Genomic DNA, 17,182 nt, shown 5'->3' with positions numbered 1-17,182 from the left:
TAATTTATAACAACTTCTCCATTACATAGTGCGGAATGGTAACCTCTTCAAATTCCTGTCCGCATACCCGGTAACCGAGTTTTTCATAAAACCCAACGGCAGTTTTACGGGCATGCATGGTTATTTTCTGAAAGCCCCGGTCGCGGGCAATGTTTTCGGCAAATTGCATCAGGGCCCGGCCAATGCCTTTACCCTGCAGGTTATTTAATACCGCCATCTGGCGCAGCCGTACCGAGCCGGGCTCCATTTTAATAAGCATACAGCAGCCCAGCATCTTTTCTTCTTCAAAGGCGCCTATTAAGATCTCCTCCTTTTCCTTTTCCAGCTCGTCGGGGGTAAATTGTAACCCCAATGGCCTGCGTAGTATATCATTACGCAACTGAACCATTTGCTGGTACTCGCGGGAACCGTGATCTATTATTTTTAATGCCATGCCGACTAATTGGGTAGTGCGCTGCAATATAAGGATTTACCATTTATAACCGCCCAACCGGGCATTTAAAAAAAACGGGGCGGTAATGCATAAACAGGGGTATCTTACCGTTTTAGGGGCCTCCCGATAGGTATCGGGACTGGAAAGAGGGGTGGGATAGTACTACAAAACCGGTAAATCACAAAATATTAACAAGATTAATTAAAAACCAGCCTTTTATTGTCATTATTCCAAAATCTATATTTTTGCAGCCGTAACTAAACTTTACAAAAATGTCAGACATCGCAACAAGAGTAAAAAAGATCATTGTTGATAAGCTTGGTGTAGAAGAAGCAGAAGTTACCAATGAGGCTTCTTTCACCAATGATTTAGGTGCCGATTCGCTCGACACCGTGGAATTAATTATGGAATTTGAAAAGGAGTTCAATATTTCCATCCCTGATGAACAGGCCGAAACAATTACCACTGTTGGCCAGGCTGTTGCTTACTTAGAAGAGCATGCTAAGTAATTTGAATACTGTAGATCAGGTGCAATAAATTAAATCCGCTTTCGATAGCTGGGCGCATGCTGCGAAAGCGGATTTCTTACTTAAAACTCCCTCTGGCAAGAGCTATGCAATTGAAACGAGTTGTTGTGACCGGTATTGGTGCCCTTACACCAATCGGCAATAGTTTACAGGAATATTGGAACGGACTCATTAACGGAGTTTCCGGTGCCGATTTTATTACCCAGTTTGATGCCTCAAAATTCAAAACACGCTTTGCCTGCGAGTTAAAGAATTTCGACCCGCTGAATTACCTCGACCGTAAGGAGATCAAGAGGATCGACCGCTTTACCCAAACTGCCATCATCTCAAGTGACCAGGCAGTGACCGACGCCGGCATTAATAAAGATAATGTCAACGTTGACCGGGTAGGGGTGGTATTTGCGAGCGGTATCGGTGGTTTGATCACCTTCCAGGAAGAAGTGATGAACTTCGCCAAAGGCGATGGAACCCCCCGCTACAATCCATTCTTCATTCCCAAGATGATCCTTGATATAGCCGCCGGCCATATATCTATGCGGCATGGTTTTCGCGGTCCTAATTTTGCCGTAGTAAGTGCTTGTGCCTCATCTACCAATGCTATCATGGAAGCGTTCAACCTCATAAGGATGGGCAAGGCCGATATCATTCTTACCGGTGGTGCTGAAAGTGTAATCAGCGAAGCCGGTGTAGGTGGTTTCAATGCCATGAAAGCCCTGAGCGAACGCAACGATGATCCCAAATCAGCCAGCCGTCCTTATGATAAGGATCGCGATGGTTTTGTAATGGGCGAAGGCTCAGGCGTACTGGTGGTAGAAGAACTGGAACATGCCATCCGGCGTGGCGCAAAAATTTATTGCGAATTAGCCGGAGCTGGTGCTACAGCCGATGCGCATCATATTACAGCCCCGCACCCCGAAGGGTTGGGCGCCAAAAATGTGATGATCCAGGCTTTGGACGATGCCGGCATGAAACCCGAGGATATTGATTATATCAATACCCACGGTACCTCAACTCCTTTAGGTGACATCGCTGAAGTAAAAGCCATCACTGACGTTTTTGGTGAACAGGCCTATAAACTGAACATAAGTTCAACCAAGTCCATGACGGGGCATTGCCTCGGAGCTGCCGGTGTGGTAGAAGCCATTGCTTGTATTATGAGCGTAATACATGATATTGTTCCTCCTACAATCAATCATTTCACCGACGACCCTGAGCTCGATTCCCGGTTAAATTTCACCTTTGAAAAAGCCCAGCATCGAACTGTTCGAGCTGCCTTAAGTAATACATTCGGGTTTGGAGGGCATAATGCCTGCGTAATTGTGAAAAAATATAAAGCGTAACTTTATACGCTTTGAGTTGTAGAATTATTGAAATTGATGGCTGCGGACTCCTGGCCCTATTAATGATTTTTTGGCTTAATGAAAAATTAGTAGATTGACAATTGTGGGAATCCTGGACCGCTTTTTAGGCAAAGAAGAGAATCTTTCTTTTAAAAAGAATCTGCGCAATGTACTGGGTTTTACCCCGGGCAAGCTCGCATTATATAAAGCTGCCCTTACCCATAGGTCGGTAAGGGACAGTGCAGATGAAAATAATGAACGGCTCGAATACCTCGGAGACGCAATTCTCAGTGGCATCGTAGCCGATTTTCTTTTTAAGAAATATCCCTACAAAGAAGAAGGGTTCCTTACCGAAATGCGCTCCAAGATGGTAAATCGTAACAAGCTCAACGAAATTGCCATCAAAATGGGACTCAAGAAAATTACCTTCTACAATAAGTTCGACAATTCGCTAAAGATGAGCCAGATCTTTGGCAATACGCTCGAAGCGGTGGTTGGCGCCATTTATCTTGACCGGGGCTTTAAAGCAACCAAGCAATGGGTGTTTGAATGCATCATTATTCCCCATTTGTATATGGAAGACCTGGAGAACCTCGAGATTAACCATAAGAATAAATTATACGGCTGGGCCAATAAGAACGGTAAGAACCTTGAATTTGAAACCCTCGATGAACGAATTGAAGGCGGCCGCCGCCTGTTTACCATCGGAGCCGTGGTAGATGGGGAATTACTCGCCGAAGGCAAGGCCTATAATAAAAAAGACGCCAGTCAAATTGCCGCCGCCATCGCCATCGATAAACTGGGTTTAAACAAAACCGAAGCTCCCGAGGAAGAATAATTTTCCCTTTCAACCTGTTTTGCTTCGTGCCCCATCTTCGCCAACTGGCGAACAGGGCGCCAACAGCCCAGGCTTGCGATCGCATGCCGCCCTGGTTTTAGCCGCCAACTCAAGCCTTTCGCCGACGCACCATGCCAACACGCAGCCGGTTTTTCAATTTGCACCCTGCATTCCATTAGTACAATTTGCCCCGGCAAAGGCCCAATTAGCCTGGCTTGCCCCGCTTTTCAGGGATCAGCAATCTGGCATATCCTGTCCCCGCCCTAGCAGGATTAGCTTATTCCGGCTAAATAGTTCCCTGTATTGTAAAAATCTTCCATGTTTGGGAATAATTCCGCGTGCTGGGAGATGCTTCCCCGTAAGGAAAATTTATTTTTTTTTGAGAATTTGGGAAAAATAGTACCAATGTGATAGTCATTGTGTTATGCGTCAATTTACCCAATTCCGGTATCGGTTTTAGCCCCTGTTTTCACCCATGCCACAAAATTCAGGTACGTGTATTGAAATTATTCTGGCATAATCTGTTTACCGTATGAAACAACTCTACACTACCCTTTTAACCCTGCTGATGGCTACCAGCCTCATGGCAGGTTCTATTAAAGCAGCAAACAACAGCGACTGGGACCTGAACAGTACCTGGAATTTGATCCGTCAACCCCAAAGTGGTGACAGCATTATTATCCCGGCTGGTGAAACCGTTACCCTTGACATAAATGTAGATATCGATAATGTAGTAGTTATTGTAGCTGGTATTTTAGACCTGAACAACGGCAAATTAAGAATGAACGCTGCCAGCCGCATTGTTGTACTCTCTACCGGAAAAATAACCGGTATTAATTCCAATGATCAGATAAAGATCGGCAACGTTGTAAAATTTGATGGAACGCAAGGTGTTCAAACCGGCCCTAGCTACGCCGATGCTTCAACCGGTTCTGGCTTTTTGACTTTTACACCACTTCCGGTGATCTTTCAAACATTTTATGTAACCCGCCAGGGTTCAAACAGTCAGCTCAACTGGAGCACCAGCGAAGAAATGAACAACAGCTATTATGCAGTAGAAAGAAGCAGCGATGCCCGCACCTGGAAACAGGTAGCTATAGTAATGGGCGCCGGTACATCGGCCCTGGTTAACAAATACAGTTATACCGACAAAAATATTAACGATGCGGTGGTATATTACCGCATACGCCAGGTAGATATGAGTGGCACTGCCTTATACTCAGCCATTCGCTCCCTGCGCAACAGCAACAACATCATTACCAACATTTACACTTCTTCATATAAAACCGTTACCATCGACTTTAACAGCGATGTAAAAGATAACGTTTCCATACAGTTGATAAACATGAGCGGACAGGTTATAGTGCGCAAACAATTCAATCAGGCTTCTTACCGGCTTATCGTTGATGCGATGAGCGCCGGCTCCGGTGTGTATGCAGTACAAGTTAGTGATGGCAAGGGTTGGAGCGAGGTTAAGAAAATAGCTTTGTAGGTTTAAATGGTCCTCATATTAGGTAAACAGTAATGGTTCCGCTGTGTCTACAGCGGAACTTTTTTTATCCCCTTCGTATATTTTTTTGGCGTAATCGCCGCAGTTACAGCCTGTTCTGTCTATAATCGGCTCCCGGTATGGGTTATTACCCTTTCTTGTATTATATTCACAATGTAAAGTCTGTATTTTTAAGCGAATTGCTTTGTCATGTCGGCTTTTAACCCGGAACGTCATATTACCAATGTAGACTACAAGATAGTGGCTGCTCTGGAAAAAATTTCTGAAGTATTCAGGGTTTTGTTATGGACCGAAGCCAAGGAACATAAGCTGAGTCCTATACAGATGCAGCTGCTTATTTTTATCAAATACCACAACAATGACAAGCAGCGCCGCATTGCCTCCATGGCCCGGGAGTTCAATCTTACCAAAGCCACCATCAGCGATTCTATAAAAGTGTTGGAACAAAAAGGCCTCATCAAAAGATCGGATGATGCGTTTGATTCACGCAGCTTTAATTTTTCGCTTACCGATCAGGGAATGAAGCTCACCGGCATGATCGAGAATTTTACCCTGCCGCTCGATGGCGCAATTGCAACATTATCGCCCCAGCAAAAAGACCAGTTCCTGGTATCGGTGCTCGATCTTATTTACCGCATGAACCAGAACGGCATCATTTCTACCCAGCGTATGTGTTACAACTGCTATTACTATAATGGCGACCGGCAGCAGAGCCATCACTGCAATCTTATGCAAAAGGCATTGGCCATCGATGAATTGCGTATCGAATGCCCCGAACATAAAGACATTAAGTAAAGAAGAATATTTTGGCGGCCGGCTTTAGTGCTGCTATCGGCTTCGGTTGTGTCACTTGCCGATTTCATCGGCATCCCGACGACTTCAGTTGGGACTTCTACGTCCCCATCGCTACTCAGCAATTATCTATTGATCTTTCCGCTCCATGCACAATTCAATTAGTACTCCATTAGTGTTTTTGGGATGAAGAAAGCACACTAACTTATTATCAGCGCCCGGCTTGGGTTTTTCGCTCAGCAGTACAAAACCTTCGTTTACCAGCCGCTTCATTTCAGCTTCAATATCTGCCACTTCAAATGCGATATGATGAATGCCTTCGCCCTTTTTTTCAATAAAGCGTGCAATTACACCTTCGGGGCTGCTGCTTTCCAACAGTTCAATTTTGGTGTCGCCGGTCCTGAAAAAAGCGGTGGCCACCTGCTCACTTTCCACGGCTTCGGTTTTGTAACAAGGCGTGTTGAGCAGCTTTTCGAACAGGGGTACCGATTGTGATAATTCGCGTACAGCAATACCAATGTGTTCAACTTTCAGCATACCAGGTAGTTAGTTGTTAAGTTCGTAAGTTAATAAGTAATGGGCAGCCACCCGCCAAACAAACCTTTTCATTTAATTTTGTGTTTACAAATCATGCTGAAGCTGCCAATATACCTCGATCACAATGCTACTACCCCCTGCGATCCGCGGGTGATGGAAGTAATGTTGCCCTATTTTACCGAACAGTTTGGCAATGCCGCCAGCCGCAGCCATTCCTTTGGCTGGCAGGCTGAGGAGGCGGTTGATTATGCCCGGGAACAGGTGGCCAGGCTTATAGGCGCCGAACCAAAGGAGATCATTTTTACCTCGGGCGCTACCGAAGGCGATAACCTGGCCTTAAAAGGCGTGTTTGAAATGTATGCCGGCAAGGGAAATCATATTATTACCTGTGTTACCGAACACAAAGCCGTGCTCGATACCTGTAAGCATCTTGAAAAGCTGGGCGGCGAGGTGACTTATTTACCGGTGAATAAAGAAGGACTCATCGATCTGCAGCAACTGGAAGCCGCCATTACGCCCCGTACTATTCTTATTGCTATTATGTATGCCAATAATGAAACGGGTACCATACAACCGGTTGCCGAAATAGGGGCGCTGGCCAAAAAACATAATGTGCTGTTTTTTACCGATGCCACCCAGGCAGTAGGTAAAATTCCCGTTGATGTTATAAGAGACAATATCGACCTGCTTACCTGCAGTGCCCATAAAATGTATGGGCCAAAAGGGGTGGGGGCGGTCTATGTGCGAAGGAAGAATCCCCGGGTAAGGCTAACGGCCCAAATGGATGGGGGCGGCCACGAAAAAGGAATGCGCAGCGGTACCCTCAATGTGCCCGGCATTGCCGGTTTTGGAAAGGCGGCAGATATTTGCCGCCAGCAACTGGAGGCCGATGGCCAGCGGATGAGCAACCTGCGCAACCGGCTCGAAAATGCCCTGCTGCAATTGGATGCTACCTATGTAAATGGTAGCCGCATCAGCCGCCTGCCCCATGTGGCCAACATTTCGTTCAATTTTGTGAATGGCGACGGGTTAATGATGGGGTTAAATAAAGAAGTAGCCCTGTCGTCGGGGGCTGCCTGCACCAGTGCATCCATGGAGCCCAGCTATGTACTGAAAGCATTGGGTGTCGAAGACAGCCTGGCCCACAGTTCTTTACGGTTTTCCATTGGCCGGTATACGACCGAAGAACAAATTGACTTTGTAATAGCAAAGGTTATTAGTGTAGTGGAGGAGCTGAGGGCGATGAAGCCAATTAGTTAATTTGTATTGAAATACAGTGAGTTAATATAGGAAATATGCCTTAAATTTTGTAATTTTAAACAAATAAGGCAGCAGTGCGTTATATAATAACTTGTCCCGTAAAGCCGGGATCATCAAATTAGAGTTATGATTTTCGTAAGCGATAAAGCAAAAGAGAAAGTAATAAAACTGATGGAAGAATCTTCCTATGCGCCTGATGCCGGTTATTTTTTACGGGTGTCGGTGGTAGGCGGCGGTTGTTCCGGTCTTAGTTATAAAATGGATTTTGATAACCAGCCAAAGAGCGGCGACCAGGTGTTTGAGGACAATGGCATTAAAGTGGTTACCGATCTGAAGAGCTTTTTATACCTGGTGAATACCACCCTCGAATTTTCGGAAGGGTTGAATGGTAAAGGATTTTATTTTAATAACCCCAATGCCAGCCGTACCTGTGCCTGTGGCGAAAGTTTTGCGGTTTAGGATCTGGCAAAGCCGCCTGCAATTGAACTGGATGAAGTTCAGGTTCCATCCCAAAAAACGGCAAAGTACATGAGGCGACAACAAGCAGTCATGAAATTCCGGTTCCGCTAAAGAAACGGTGAAGCGCACGAAGCAATGGCAAACGGTCATAAAGTTCCGGTTCCACCCAAAAAACGGTGAAGTGTACTGGGCCAACCGGCAGGCGAAACAACTTTTCAGCACCACAATTCATCTTACTTTCATAATACCGCCCTGCTTACCATGCGGGGCTTTTTTATTCTTCTTTACTTCCATAGTACTTATTGTTCTCCCTTTCTTGTAGCCTGGGCTACTCCGGGTTCGCTCCGGTTTCGCTCCGTCTTAACCTATTTATCGCATTTATCACACACGTTTCGCCAAAGTATTCCGTTAATGTTCCGTTCCTTTAAAGCAACGGCATATATACGAGACATATACGAGATATGTACGGGATATATACGGAATATTAGTTAAGCCAAAGCGAAACCGGAGCGAAGCCGGAATAGAGAATGAGTAGCAAGTCGGCGTTGAAAAGTTATCAAACGAAACAGGGATAGAGAAAGAGCAGCAAGTCGGTAGTGAAAAGCTATCAAGTGGGGCAGGGATGATTCCGGTGCGAAGCCATAGTCGTGAATGAAACTTGTGTGTGGGTGATCGGCTGTTACAGGTTATAAGGACTTAAACCTGAATTGAAGTGGGCAAAGTGTTCAACACAATAGGGTTTTCGATTTATCCAGGTGACCGGGCACCTCCCTAAAATAAAAATCCCCCGTTTTAATCGGGGGGACTTTTTATGCAGTAGGTTTCGGCTATTTTATAATTGAACAGAAATAGACGGTCACCGGATGTTCATTTTTCATGGATAATTAGCTCGAGAGTAGACGCAATATAATAAAATTGCTGAAACGTGCATCATACGACGGCATCTTTTATTAACATATACTTATAATCACTTATTTTCGTGCCCATGTGGTCAGTTTGTAAAAAAGAATTCCGGCAGTTTTTCAGCAGCCTGACCGGCTACATTGCCATCATCGTATTCCTATTGTTAAACGGGCTATTCCTGTTCGTATTCCCCGATACCAATATCCTTGACTTTGGGTTTGCTACCCTCGACAAATTTTTTGAGCTTGCTCCCTGGATATTGTTATTGCTGATCCCCGCTATCACCATGCGTAGTTTTGCCGACGAATTCAAAGGCGGCACATTCGAAATATTACAAACCAAGCCGCTTAGCCGCTGGCAACTGGTTTCGGGAAAATATTTCGGTTCCCTGCTAGTGGTGCTCATTGCCCTGGTGCCCACCATAATATACCCCATCACCGTGCAGCAGCTGGCTGCCACTGGCGGCGGTATTGATATGGGTGGAACCATTGGCTCGTACATTGGCCTTATTTTTTTGGCCGGGGTATTTGTAGCCATCGGCATTGCCTGCAGCAGCTTCACCAACAACGCAGTGGTGGCATTTATTGCCGGCGCTTTTCTTTGCTTTTTATTGTACAGCGGGTTCAACGCCATCAGCCGCATACCTGCCCTGCAATCGGGCGCCGATTATTACGTTGAAATGCTGGGCATCGACTTCCATTACCGCAGTGTTAGCCGCGGGGTTGTCGATAGCCGGGACATCATATATTTTCTCAGCGTCATCTTTTTCTTTCTACTATTTACCAATCGCAATTTGTTGAAACGATAATCCGGTAATACACCATGAACAAAATACTGGCTTCAAAACTATGGTGGTTGTTTTTGCTGATCGTACTGGTGGGTATTAATTACCTGGCATCGGCAGTGCATACCCGTGCCGACCTTACTCAGGAAAAAAGATATACCCTGTCGCCCGCTACCAAAAAATTAATAAAAGGCTTACACGATAAAGTTTCCATTACCGTATTGCTCACCGGCGATATGCCGGCCGGGTTCAAAAAACTCAGCAACAGCACCAAAGAAATGCTGCAGGAGTTTAAAGAACTGGGTGGCAGCAATATTCAGTTCAAATTCGAAAAACCAGGCGCGGGGCTCGATGAGTCGGCTAAACAAAATATGCAGCTGCATTTAGACAGCCTGGGCCTTAAGCCTACCAACATTAAAGTAAAAGCGAAAGCCGGCGAATCGCAGGAAGAACGGCTGGTTTACCCCGGCGCCCTGGTGCGGTACAAAGACCGCGAAGTAGCTATTGACCTGCTGCAAGGTCAGGATATGACGGGAGGCGTGCAATCGCTTAACAATGCCGAAGCCCTGCTTGAATATAAAATGGCCCGCACCATTCAAAAGATCACTGCCGATACCGTACCGGCCATTGGTTACCTGCTGGGCAACGGCGAACCACAAAATTATAATGTATTCGACCTCGTAGAGCATACGCTTCGCCAGGAATACCGGTTTGGATGGGTGCCCATTGATAGCGTGCCGGTGATACCGGCCGAATTTGATGCGCTTGTGATCGTAAAACCAACCAAAACATTCAACGATCAGCAGAAGTTAAAAATTGACCAGTACATTATGCATGGCGGTAAGGTAATATGGCTAATCGATAAGCTGTATGCCGAAATGGACAGCCTCATGCGTTCGCACAGTGATTTTGTAGCCTTCGACCGCAACCTGAACCTCGACGACCAGTTATTCAAATACGGTGTTCGCATAAATGGCGACCTGGTGCAGGACCTGCAATGCGATAAAATTCCACTTGTGGTGGGCAATTATGGTAATCAGCCCCAGATGCAGCTGGTGCCCTGGCCTTATTTCCCCACGTTATCGAATTACTCGGGACATCCCATTGCCAAGAACCTCGATAATGTGCTTTCCATATTTCCCAACTCGATAGATACCATAAAAAATAATCTCAAAAAAACGGTGCTGCTGTCGTCTTCAGAAAGCTCGCGCATCATCAGCACACCGGCTATTGTAACACTGAACAGTGTAAAAACAGAGGACGATCTCAAAACTTTCAACCAGTCATTTATACCGGTAGCGGTGTTACTCGAAGGAAGATTTTCTTCTCTGTACACCAACCGGTTGTCGACAGGCATGCTCGATACCCTGGCGGGCCTGTACAAACAGCCTTTCAGGGCTGCCACGGAGAAGGAAAGTAAAATGATCGTGGTGAGTGATGCCGACATTGTAGCCAATGTGGTAACACAGAAGGAAGGACCCCTGCCCATGGGCTTCAACCAGTTTACCAACAACCAGTATGCCAACAAAGATTTTTTCCTGAACTGTATACAGTACCTCACCGATTCATCAGGTATTTTAGACACCCGCTCGAAAGATTTTGCGCTGCGGTTGTTAGATACCAAAAAAACAGAAGAAGACAGAACCCAATGGCAGGTTATGAACATTGGAATGCCGGTTGTTCTCATATTGTTGTTTGGCGTTGTTTACCAGGCTTTACGAAAAAGAAAGTATCAGGGGGCCGGAAAGAAGTAGTTACAGGTTACAAGTTTCAAGTTACAAGGAAAAACAGTTACCGGTTACCAGTTTCCGGTTGCCGGGCCTTGAATTTCTAAACTGTTAACAATTTATCGGGCATTTTGCAAATTATGCCTGGTAACTGGTACCCGGTACCCTGCAACCTGAAACTGACCTTTAAAACGCGGCAGTCACAAACCATCAACCAGTAACCTTAAGTTGGTTATCTTTGCCCACCATTTAATACTTACATGACAGCTGAGCAGATCACGTTTTTAGCGTTTGGCAGTTTATTAATACTGGCATTGGCGTTTGACCTGGGATTACTAAGCAAAAAATCGACGCATATCTCCATTAAAAAAGCAATCTGGCAAACCGCTTTCTGGGTTTCGCTGGCCATGCTTTTCTTTGGTTTTCTGTGGTACCAGAACGGTCATAAAATTGCCCTCAATTACCTGAGCGCTTACCTGATGGAGTGGTCGCTGAGCATCGACAATATCTTCGTGTTCATCCTCATTTTCGGATTTTTTAAGGTAAAGGATAAATTCTATGCAAGGGTACTGTTGATCGGTATTTTAATGGCCATTATTTTCAGAATGGGCTTTATTTCAATTGGAATTGGGCTGGTAGCGCGATTCCATTGGATATTATACATATTTGGTGGAATATTAATATACACCGGTATTTCCATGTTCAGGGCGAATCACGATGAAGAGGCCGATCTGGAAAATAACCGCGTATATAAACTGCTGAAACGGGCATTGCCTATAACCGCCGATGATGGCGGAGGAAAGTGGAAAATAAATGTGAATGGCAAAAAATACTACACCAGCCTGTTTGTAGTGGTGATCATGCTGGCCACTACCGATATTGTATTTGCATTGGATTCAATACCTGCGGTATTTGCTATTTCGCCTGAACCGCTGGTGGTTTATACATCAAACGTATTTGCTGTATTGGGTTTGCGTTCCCTGTTCTTTTTACTGAAAGGGGCCGCCAACAAGTTCGCTAATTTACAACAGGGTATTGCCATCGTGTTGATCTTTATTGGGTTGAAAATGCTGGTGGAATATTTCAACATTGAAATACCTGTTTATATTTCCCTGCTGGTGATCGTTATTTGTATTTTAGCTTCTATAGTATACTCTGTAACCATAGGCAATCGTACCATTGAAAACAAAGAAACGGATGCCGGAACAGACCGGGAAATTCACTGATCAAATTAACCGGGTGAAATATTTTATTGACAATATTGCTTCCATCATAAAAGCAAGATGGCTTGTTCAACATGATAATTCATTGATTGAACAATTGCTTATAGACAGCCGCAAACTTATTTTTCCGCAAACCTCCCTGTTCTTTGCCCTTAAAGGTCCGCGCCGCGATGGGCACGCCTTTATTGACCAGTTGTATAAGAAAGGCGTACGGAATTTTGTAGTGAGCGAGGCGGTAGATGCCCTTTCTTTTCCCGAAGCCAATATTTTACAGGTAAACGACCCGTTGCAGGCCTTGCAAACACTGGTGGCGGCGCATCGTAAACAATTCAACCTGCCGGTAATAGGCATTACCGGTAGTAATGGCAAAACCATTGTAAAAGAATGGTTGAACCAGTTGTTGGAAGAAAGGTTCACTATTATTCGCAGTCCCAAAAGTTATAACTCGCAAATAGGCGTGCCGCTGAGCGTTTGGCCGCTCAATGAACAACATGAGCTGGCCATCTTCGAAGCCGGTATTTCGCAGTCGGGCGAAATGGAACAACTGCAAAAGATCATTCAACCCACCATTGGCATATTTACCAATGTGGGCGAAGCGCACAGTGAAGGGTTTGTGAACATCAGGCAAAAAGTGAATGAAAAGCTGCAATTGTTCAGGCACGTACAAACATTGATCTATTGCCAGGACGATCCCGAAATAAACAGCGGGGTAGCCGCCTTATGGCAGCAATTGCCCAACAACAAGCGCTTCGAGATCTTTAGCTGGAGCATGGTAACCGAGGCCACCCTGCAAATACTGCTGGTGGCAAAAGAAGATGGCAAAACCACCATTTCGGCCAGCTACCGCCAGCAGGAAATCAGCATTGTTATTCCGTTCATGGATAATGCTTCGGTTGAAAATGCCATTCATTGCTGGTGCGTGTTATTGCATTTACAGGTGCCGCATGAAGAAATAAAACAGCAAATGCAGCTGTTAGGGCCGGTGGCCATGCGGTTGGAACTAAAGAAAGGCATTAATAATTGTTCTATCATCAATGACAGTTACAGCGCCGACCTCAGTTCATTTACCATTGCCCTTGATTTCTTAAGCCAGCAACAGCAACATGGCAAACGAACTGTTGTGATCTCTGATATTTTGCAAAGCGGCCGGTCAGAAAAAGACCTGTATGCCGAAGTGGCCCGCATGCTGCAGCAACGGCAGGTGAACCGCCTCATCGGGATCGGCGAACGCATATCGCATCATCAAACTATTTTTCAGTCGGCCGGCCTTGCCGAAATGGCGTTTTATTCGTCGGTTGATGCATTTATAAAAGAATTACCGCAGATCCATTTTAAAGAGGAGACCATTCTGTTAAAGGGGGCCCGGGTTTTTGAGCTGGAGCAAATTGACCGGTTGCTGCAACAGAAAGTACACCAGACCGTGCTTGAAATTGACCTTACAGCCGTGGCGCATAACCTGAAACAGTTTCAGCAGCTGTTGCGCCCCAGCACCCGCACAATGGCCATGGTGAAGGCGTTTTCGTATGGCAGCGGCAGTTATGAGATCGCCAATGCGTTGCAGTTTCACCGGGTCGATTACCTGGCAGTGGCCTATGCCGATGAGGGCGTTGAATTACGCAAGGCGGGTATCAACCTGCCCATCATGGTCATGAATCCTGAAGAATCGACCTTCGACATATTAGTGCAATATAATCTGGAACCCGACCTGTATTCGCCCGGTATATTGGCGCTGTTTGAAGAATTTGTTAAAAAACAGGGAATTCAGCAATTCCCCGTACATATAGAACTGGAAACGGGCATGAACCGGTTGGGATTTTCCCAGGCCGAATTGCCGGCGGTACTACATGCCCTTCGTTCCCCGATCTTTAAAGTGCAATCGGTATTCACGCACCTGGCATCGAGTGAAGATCCCCAGCATGATGCCTATACCAATAAGCAGGGCGAGTTGTATATGCAAATGGTTGAACAAATTCAGGCCGTGGTGTCGTATCCCTTCATCAGGCATGTGGTGAATACGGCCGGTATCATTCGCCATCCGCAATGGCACCTCGATATGGTGCGATTGGGTATTGGCTTATACGGTGGCGACAGCAGCGGGGAAGGCGGGCTCGATTTGCGGGAAGTTTCTACCCTTAAATCGACCATTGCGCAAATAAAGCAACTGAAGGAGGGAGAAACGGTGAGCTATGGCCGTAAAGGCGTGGTAACCAGCGACGCGCGCATTGCAACTGTGCGCATAGGTTATGCAGACGGGTATCCGCGGAGCCTGGGCCATGGGGCCGGTAAAATGCTGGTGAATGGTCACCTGGCGCCGGTGATAGGCACTGTGTGTATGGATATGACCATGATCGATATAACCAATATTTCACATGTTCAGGAAGGCGATGAAGTGATCGTTTTTGGCGCGGCCTTACCAGTGAAGCAGGTGTCCCATTGGGCCCAAACCATCCCGTATGAGCTGCTGGCCGGTATTTCGCAGCGGGTGAAACGAATATATTTTGAGGAGTAGGGCATTCGTTATTAGTTCATTAGTTGGCACCGGAAAACCGTTTATCAATACAGCCCGGGCTTAACTATTATAAAAGACAGAAAACCTTATCTTTGGAAACTAAATTTTAGCATAGTGAAGATCAGAACAGTTGCCCTGGTAATACTGGGAATTATTATCGCCGATCAGGCTTTAAAAATATGGGTGAAAACCAGCATGACTTATGGAGAGCAAATCTTTTTGCTGGGCAGAACTTTACGGCTGTATTTTATAGAAAATGAAGGGATGGCCTGGGGCTGGAAGTTTGGTGGCGACTGGGGCAAGCTGGCCCTCACCGTTTTCAGGTTAATAGCCGTGATCTTTGGTGTATACTATATTAAAAGTATCGTGCAAAAGAAATATCATCCCGGGTTTATCCTTTGCGTGGCCATGATCTTTGCCGGCGCGTTGGGTAACCTTATTGATAGTATGTTCTATGGAATGATATTCTCGGGCAGTAATGATGGCTCGGGTTTGGCGCATATGTTCCCTAAAGGCGGAGGTTATGCCGGTTTCCTGCACGGTAAAGTGGTTGACATGATCTATGCCCCCATCATCGATAACAAAGTATTACCGGCCTGGATCCCCTTCTGGGGTGGTGAACGCTTCACCTTTTTCTCGCCCATCTTTAACATTGCCGATGCTTCCATTTCAGTTGGTGTTATTGCCATCCTGATATTCCAGAAGCGTTTTTTCAAGAAGAGTCCGTTAGCAGAAGAACCGGTTTCAGTGAAGCCTGATGAAGAGTTGAAGGATACAGTGAAAGTGTACACCGGGCAATAAGCGTGTTGAAATAACTAATTACAATAAAAAATGTCGTCCCGATTTACCGGGGCGACATTTTGCTTTATAGGAGAGAGAAGTAAGAAGCAGGAAAATCGCGAAAGCACCCTTGATTGGCGATGCTTGTTTAGATCCTAGATCTTACCCACCATATCTTTCGGAATAACCCATTCGTCGAATTGCTCGGGGGTAACGTAGCCCAGTTTCACGGCCATTTCTTTAAGGGTAGTGCCTTCTTTATGGGCTTTTTGGGCAATCTCTGCTGCTTTGTAGTAACCGATCTTTGTGTTGAGCGATGTTACCAGCATCAGGGAGTTGTCGACGTGTTTTTTAATGTTGGCTTCAATGGGTTCAATACCTACGGCGCATTTATCATTAAAACTTACACAACCATCGCCAATGAGGCGGGCGCTGTGCAGGAAGTTAAAGATCATTACGGGTTTGAACACGTTCAATTCAAAATGGCCATTGGCGCCGCCGATGCTGATGGCCACATCATTACCCATTACCTGAGCAGCGATCATGGTCAGTGCCTCACACTGGGTGGGGTTTACTTTACCGGGCATAATGGAAGAACCGGGTTCGTTATCGGGGATGAACAGTTCGCCGATACCACTGCGCGGGCCCGAAGACAACATCCGGATATCGTTGGCGATCTTCATGAGGCTTACGGCAATGGTCTTTAAAGCGCCATGGGCTTCCACAATGGCATCGTGGGCAGCCAGGGCTTCAAATTTATTTTCAGCCGTTACAAACGGCAGTCCGGTCAATGCGGCAATATGCTTGGCCACGTTCTCTGAGTAATTGGCGGGGGTATTAATGCCGGTTCCAACCGCAGTACCGCCCAGGGCGAGTTCGCTCAGGTGCGCCAGGGTGTTTTTAATGGCGCGCAAACCGTGGTCGAGCTGCGATACATAACCGCTGAACTCCTGACCAACGGTGAGGGGCGTAGCATCCATAAAGTGCGTACGGCCTATTTTCACCACGTGCATGAATTGTTTGCTTTTTTCAGCCAGGGTGTTGCGTAATTTTTCAATGCCGGGGATAGTAACCTCGATCAGTATTTTATAGGCCGCAATGTGCATTGCGGTAGGGAAGGTGTCGTTGGAGGACTGTGATTTGTTTACATCGTCGTTGGGGTGCAGGAATTTTTCCTTATCGGTGAGTTTACCGCCTTTGATAACATGGCCACGGTAAGCAACCACCTCATTTACATTCATATTGCTTTGGGTACCGGAACCGGTTTGCCAAACTACCAGGGGGAAATAAGCATCGAGCTTTCCGGCAAGGATCTCGTCACAGGCCTGGCCAATTACGTCGCATTTTTCTTTGGGCAGAACGCCAGCTTCGAAATTGGTGATGGCGGCCGCTTTTTTCAGGTAAGCAAATGCCCGGATGATCTCTTTTGGCATTTTATTGATGTCCTGTGCAATTTTGAAATTGTCAATACTGCGCTGAGTTTGAGCGCCATACAGGGCATCGGCAGGCACCTGCACTTCTCCCATGGTATCTTTTTCTATCCGGAATTCCATAATGTAA

At 46.0% G+C, this 17,182-nt stretch carries 15 protein-coding genes; 12 read left to right on the top strand and 3 right to left on the bottom strand.

Features of this window, described 5'->3' with window-relative positions; genetic code table 11:
* Window positions 1-4 precede the first annotated feature (4 nt).
* The gene (locus A3860_RS10815) at window positions 5-433 is read right to left on the bottom strand and encodes a GNAT family N-acetyltransferase (protein ID WP_081146707.1); all 429 of its coding nucleotides are present in this window, start codon (window positions 431-433) and stop codon (window positions 5-7) included.
* Window positions 434-705: 272 nt separating this feature from the next.
* On the opposite strand from A3860_RS10815, the gene A3860_RS10810 reads away from it, so the two are divergent.
* The 5 genes from A3860_RS10810 to A3860_RS10790 all read left to right on the top strand — a co-directional run bounded on the left by A3860_RS10810 (window position 706) and on the right by A3860_RS10790 (window position 5,443).
* Window positions 706-942 (top strand): acyl carrier protein, encoded by a 237-nt coding sequence (locus tag A3860_RS10810; protein WP_081146706.1) that lies wholly within the window; start codon window positions 706-708, stop codon window positions 940-942.
* A gap of 104 nt (window positions 943-1,046) precedes the next feature.
* Window positions 1,047-2,300 carry a beta-ketoacyl-ACP synthase II gene (gene fabF, locus A3860_RS10805; protein ID WP_081146705.1) on the top strand — a complete coding sequence of 418 codons (1,254 nt, stop codon included), beginning with the start codon at window positions 1,047-1,049 and terminating at the stop codon, window positions 2,298-2,300.
* A gap of 103 nt (window positions 2,301-2,403) precedes the next feature.
* Entirely contained in the window at window positions 2,404-3,138 is a 735-nt protein-coding gene (locus A3860_RS10800) for a ribonuclease III family protein (RefSeq protein WP_245843522.1), read from the top strand.
* Window positions 3,139-3,670: 532 nt separating this feature from the next.
* A complete protein-coding gene (locus A3860_RS10795) occupies window positions 3,671-4,630 on the top strand; it encodes a T9SS type A sorting domain-containing protein (protein WP_081146703.1) in 960 nt (319 codons plus the stop codon).
* Window positions 4,631-4,837: 207 nt separating this feature from the next.
* On the top strand, window positions 4,838-5,443 hold the full coding sequence (locus tag A3860_RS10790; protein ID WP_081146702.1) for a MarR family winged helix-turn-helix transcriptional regulator: 606 nt from the start codon (window positions 4,838-4,840) through the stop codon (window positions 5,441-5,443).
* Window positions 5,444-5,569: 126 nt separating this feature from the next.
* Here the strand turns inward: A3860_RS10790 and mce are convergent, their stop codons facing one another.
* Window positions 5,570-5,977, bottom strand: coding sequence for a methylmalonyl-CoA epimerase (mce, locus tag A3860_RS10785; protein ID WP_081146701.1), 408 nt, complete (start codon window positions 5,975-5,977; stop codon window positions 5,570-5,572).
* A gap of 93 nt (window positions 5,978-6,070) precedes the next feature.
* On the opposite strand from mce, the gene A3860_RS10780 reads away from it, so the two are divergent.
* The 7 genes from A3860_RS10780 to A3860_RS10750 all read left to right on the top strand — a co-directional run bounded on the left by A3860_RS10780 (window position 6,071) and on the right by A3860_RS10750 (window position 15,643).
* A complete protein-coding gene (locus A3860_RS10780) occupies window positions 6,071-7,237 on the top strand; it encodes an IscS subfamily cysteine desulfurase (RefSeq protein ID WP_173820192.1) in 1,167 nt (388 codons plus the stop codon).
* A gap of 126 nt (window positions 7,238-7,363) precedes the next feature.
* Window positions 7,364-7,696 (top strand): HesB/IscA family protein, encoded by a 333-nt coding sequence (locus tag A3860_RS10775; protein ID WP_081146700.1) that lies wholly within the window; start codon window positions 7,364-7,366, stop codon window positions 7,694-7,696.
* Window positions 7,697-8,681: 985 nt separating this feature from the next.
* Window positions 8,682-9,407, top strand: coding sequence for a gliding motility-associated ABC transporter permease subunit GldF (gldF, locus tag A3860_RS10770; protein ID WP_081146699.1), 726 nt, complete (start codon window positions 8,682-8,684; stop codon window positions 9,405-9,407).
* A gap of 14 nt (window positions 9,408-9,421) precedes the next feature.
* On the top strand, window positions 9,422-11,137 hold the full coding sequence (gldG, locus tag A3860_RS10765) for a gliding motility-associated ABC transporter substrate-binding protein GldG (RefSeq protein WP_081146698.1): 1,716 nt from the start codon (window positions 9,422-9,424) through the stop codon (window positions 11,135-11,137).
* A 233-nt stretch (window positions 11,138-11,370) separates the two neighbouring features.
* Window positions 11,371-12,336 (top strand): TerC/Alx family metal homeostasis membrane protein, encoded by a 966-nt coding sequence (locus A3860_RS10760; RefSeq protein ID WP_081146697.1) that lies wholly within the window; start codon window positions 11,371-11,373, stop codon window positions 12,334-12,336.
* On the top strand, window positions 12,308-14,842 hold the full coding sequence (locus tag A3860_RS10755; protein ID WP_081146696.1) for a bifunctional UDP-N-acetylmuramoyl-tripeptide:D-alanyl-D-alanine ligase/alanine racemase: 2,535 nt from the start codon (window positions 12,308-12,310) through the stop codon (window positions 14,840-14,842). Before A3860_RS10760 ends, A3860_RS10755 begins: the two co-directional genes overlap by 29 nt.
* 114 nt (window positions 14,843-14,956) lie before the next feature.
* Entirely contained in the window at window positions 14,957-15,643 is a 687-nt protein-coding gene (locus A3860_RS10750; RefSeq protein WP_081146695.1) for a lipoprotein signal peptidase, read from the top strand.
* 134 nt (window positions 15,644-15,777) lie between these two features.
* Here A3860_RS10750 and fumC read toward each other — a convergent pair whose 3' ends face one another.
* On the bottom strand, window positions 15,778-17,175 hold the full coding sequence (gene fumC / locus A3860_RS10745) for a class II fumarate hydratase (protein WP_081146694.1): 1,398 nt from the start codon (window positions 17,173-17,175) through the stop codon (window positions 15,778-15,780).
* Window positions 17,176-17,182 lie beyond the last annotated feature (7 nt).

The sequence above is a fragment of the Niastella vici genome, from assembly GCF_002077945.1.
GTDB classification, from domain to species: Bacteria; Bacteroidota; Bacteroidia; order Chitinophagales; family Chitinophagaceae; genus Niastella; species Niastella vici.
The sequence above is the reverse complement of the archived record's forward strand: the minus strand, read 5'-3'. Positions and strand labels throughout refer to the sequence as shown.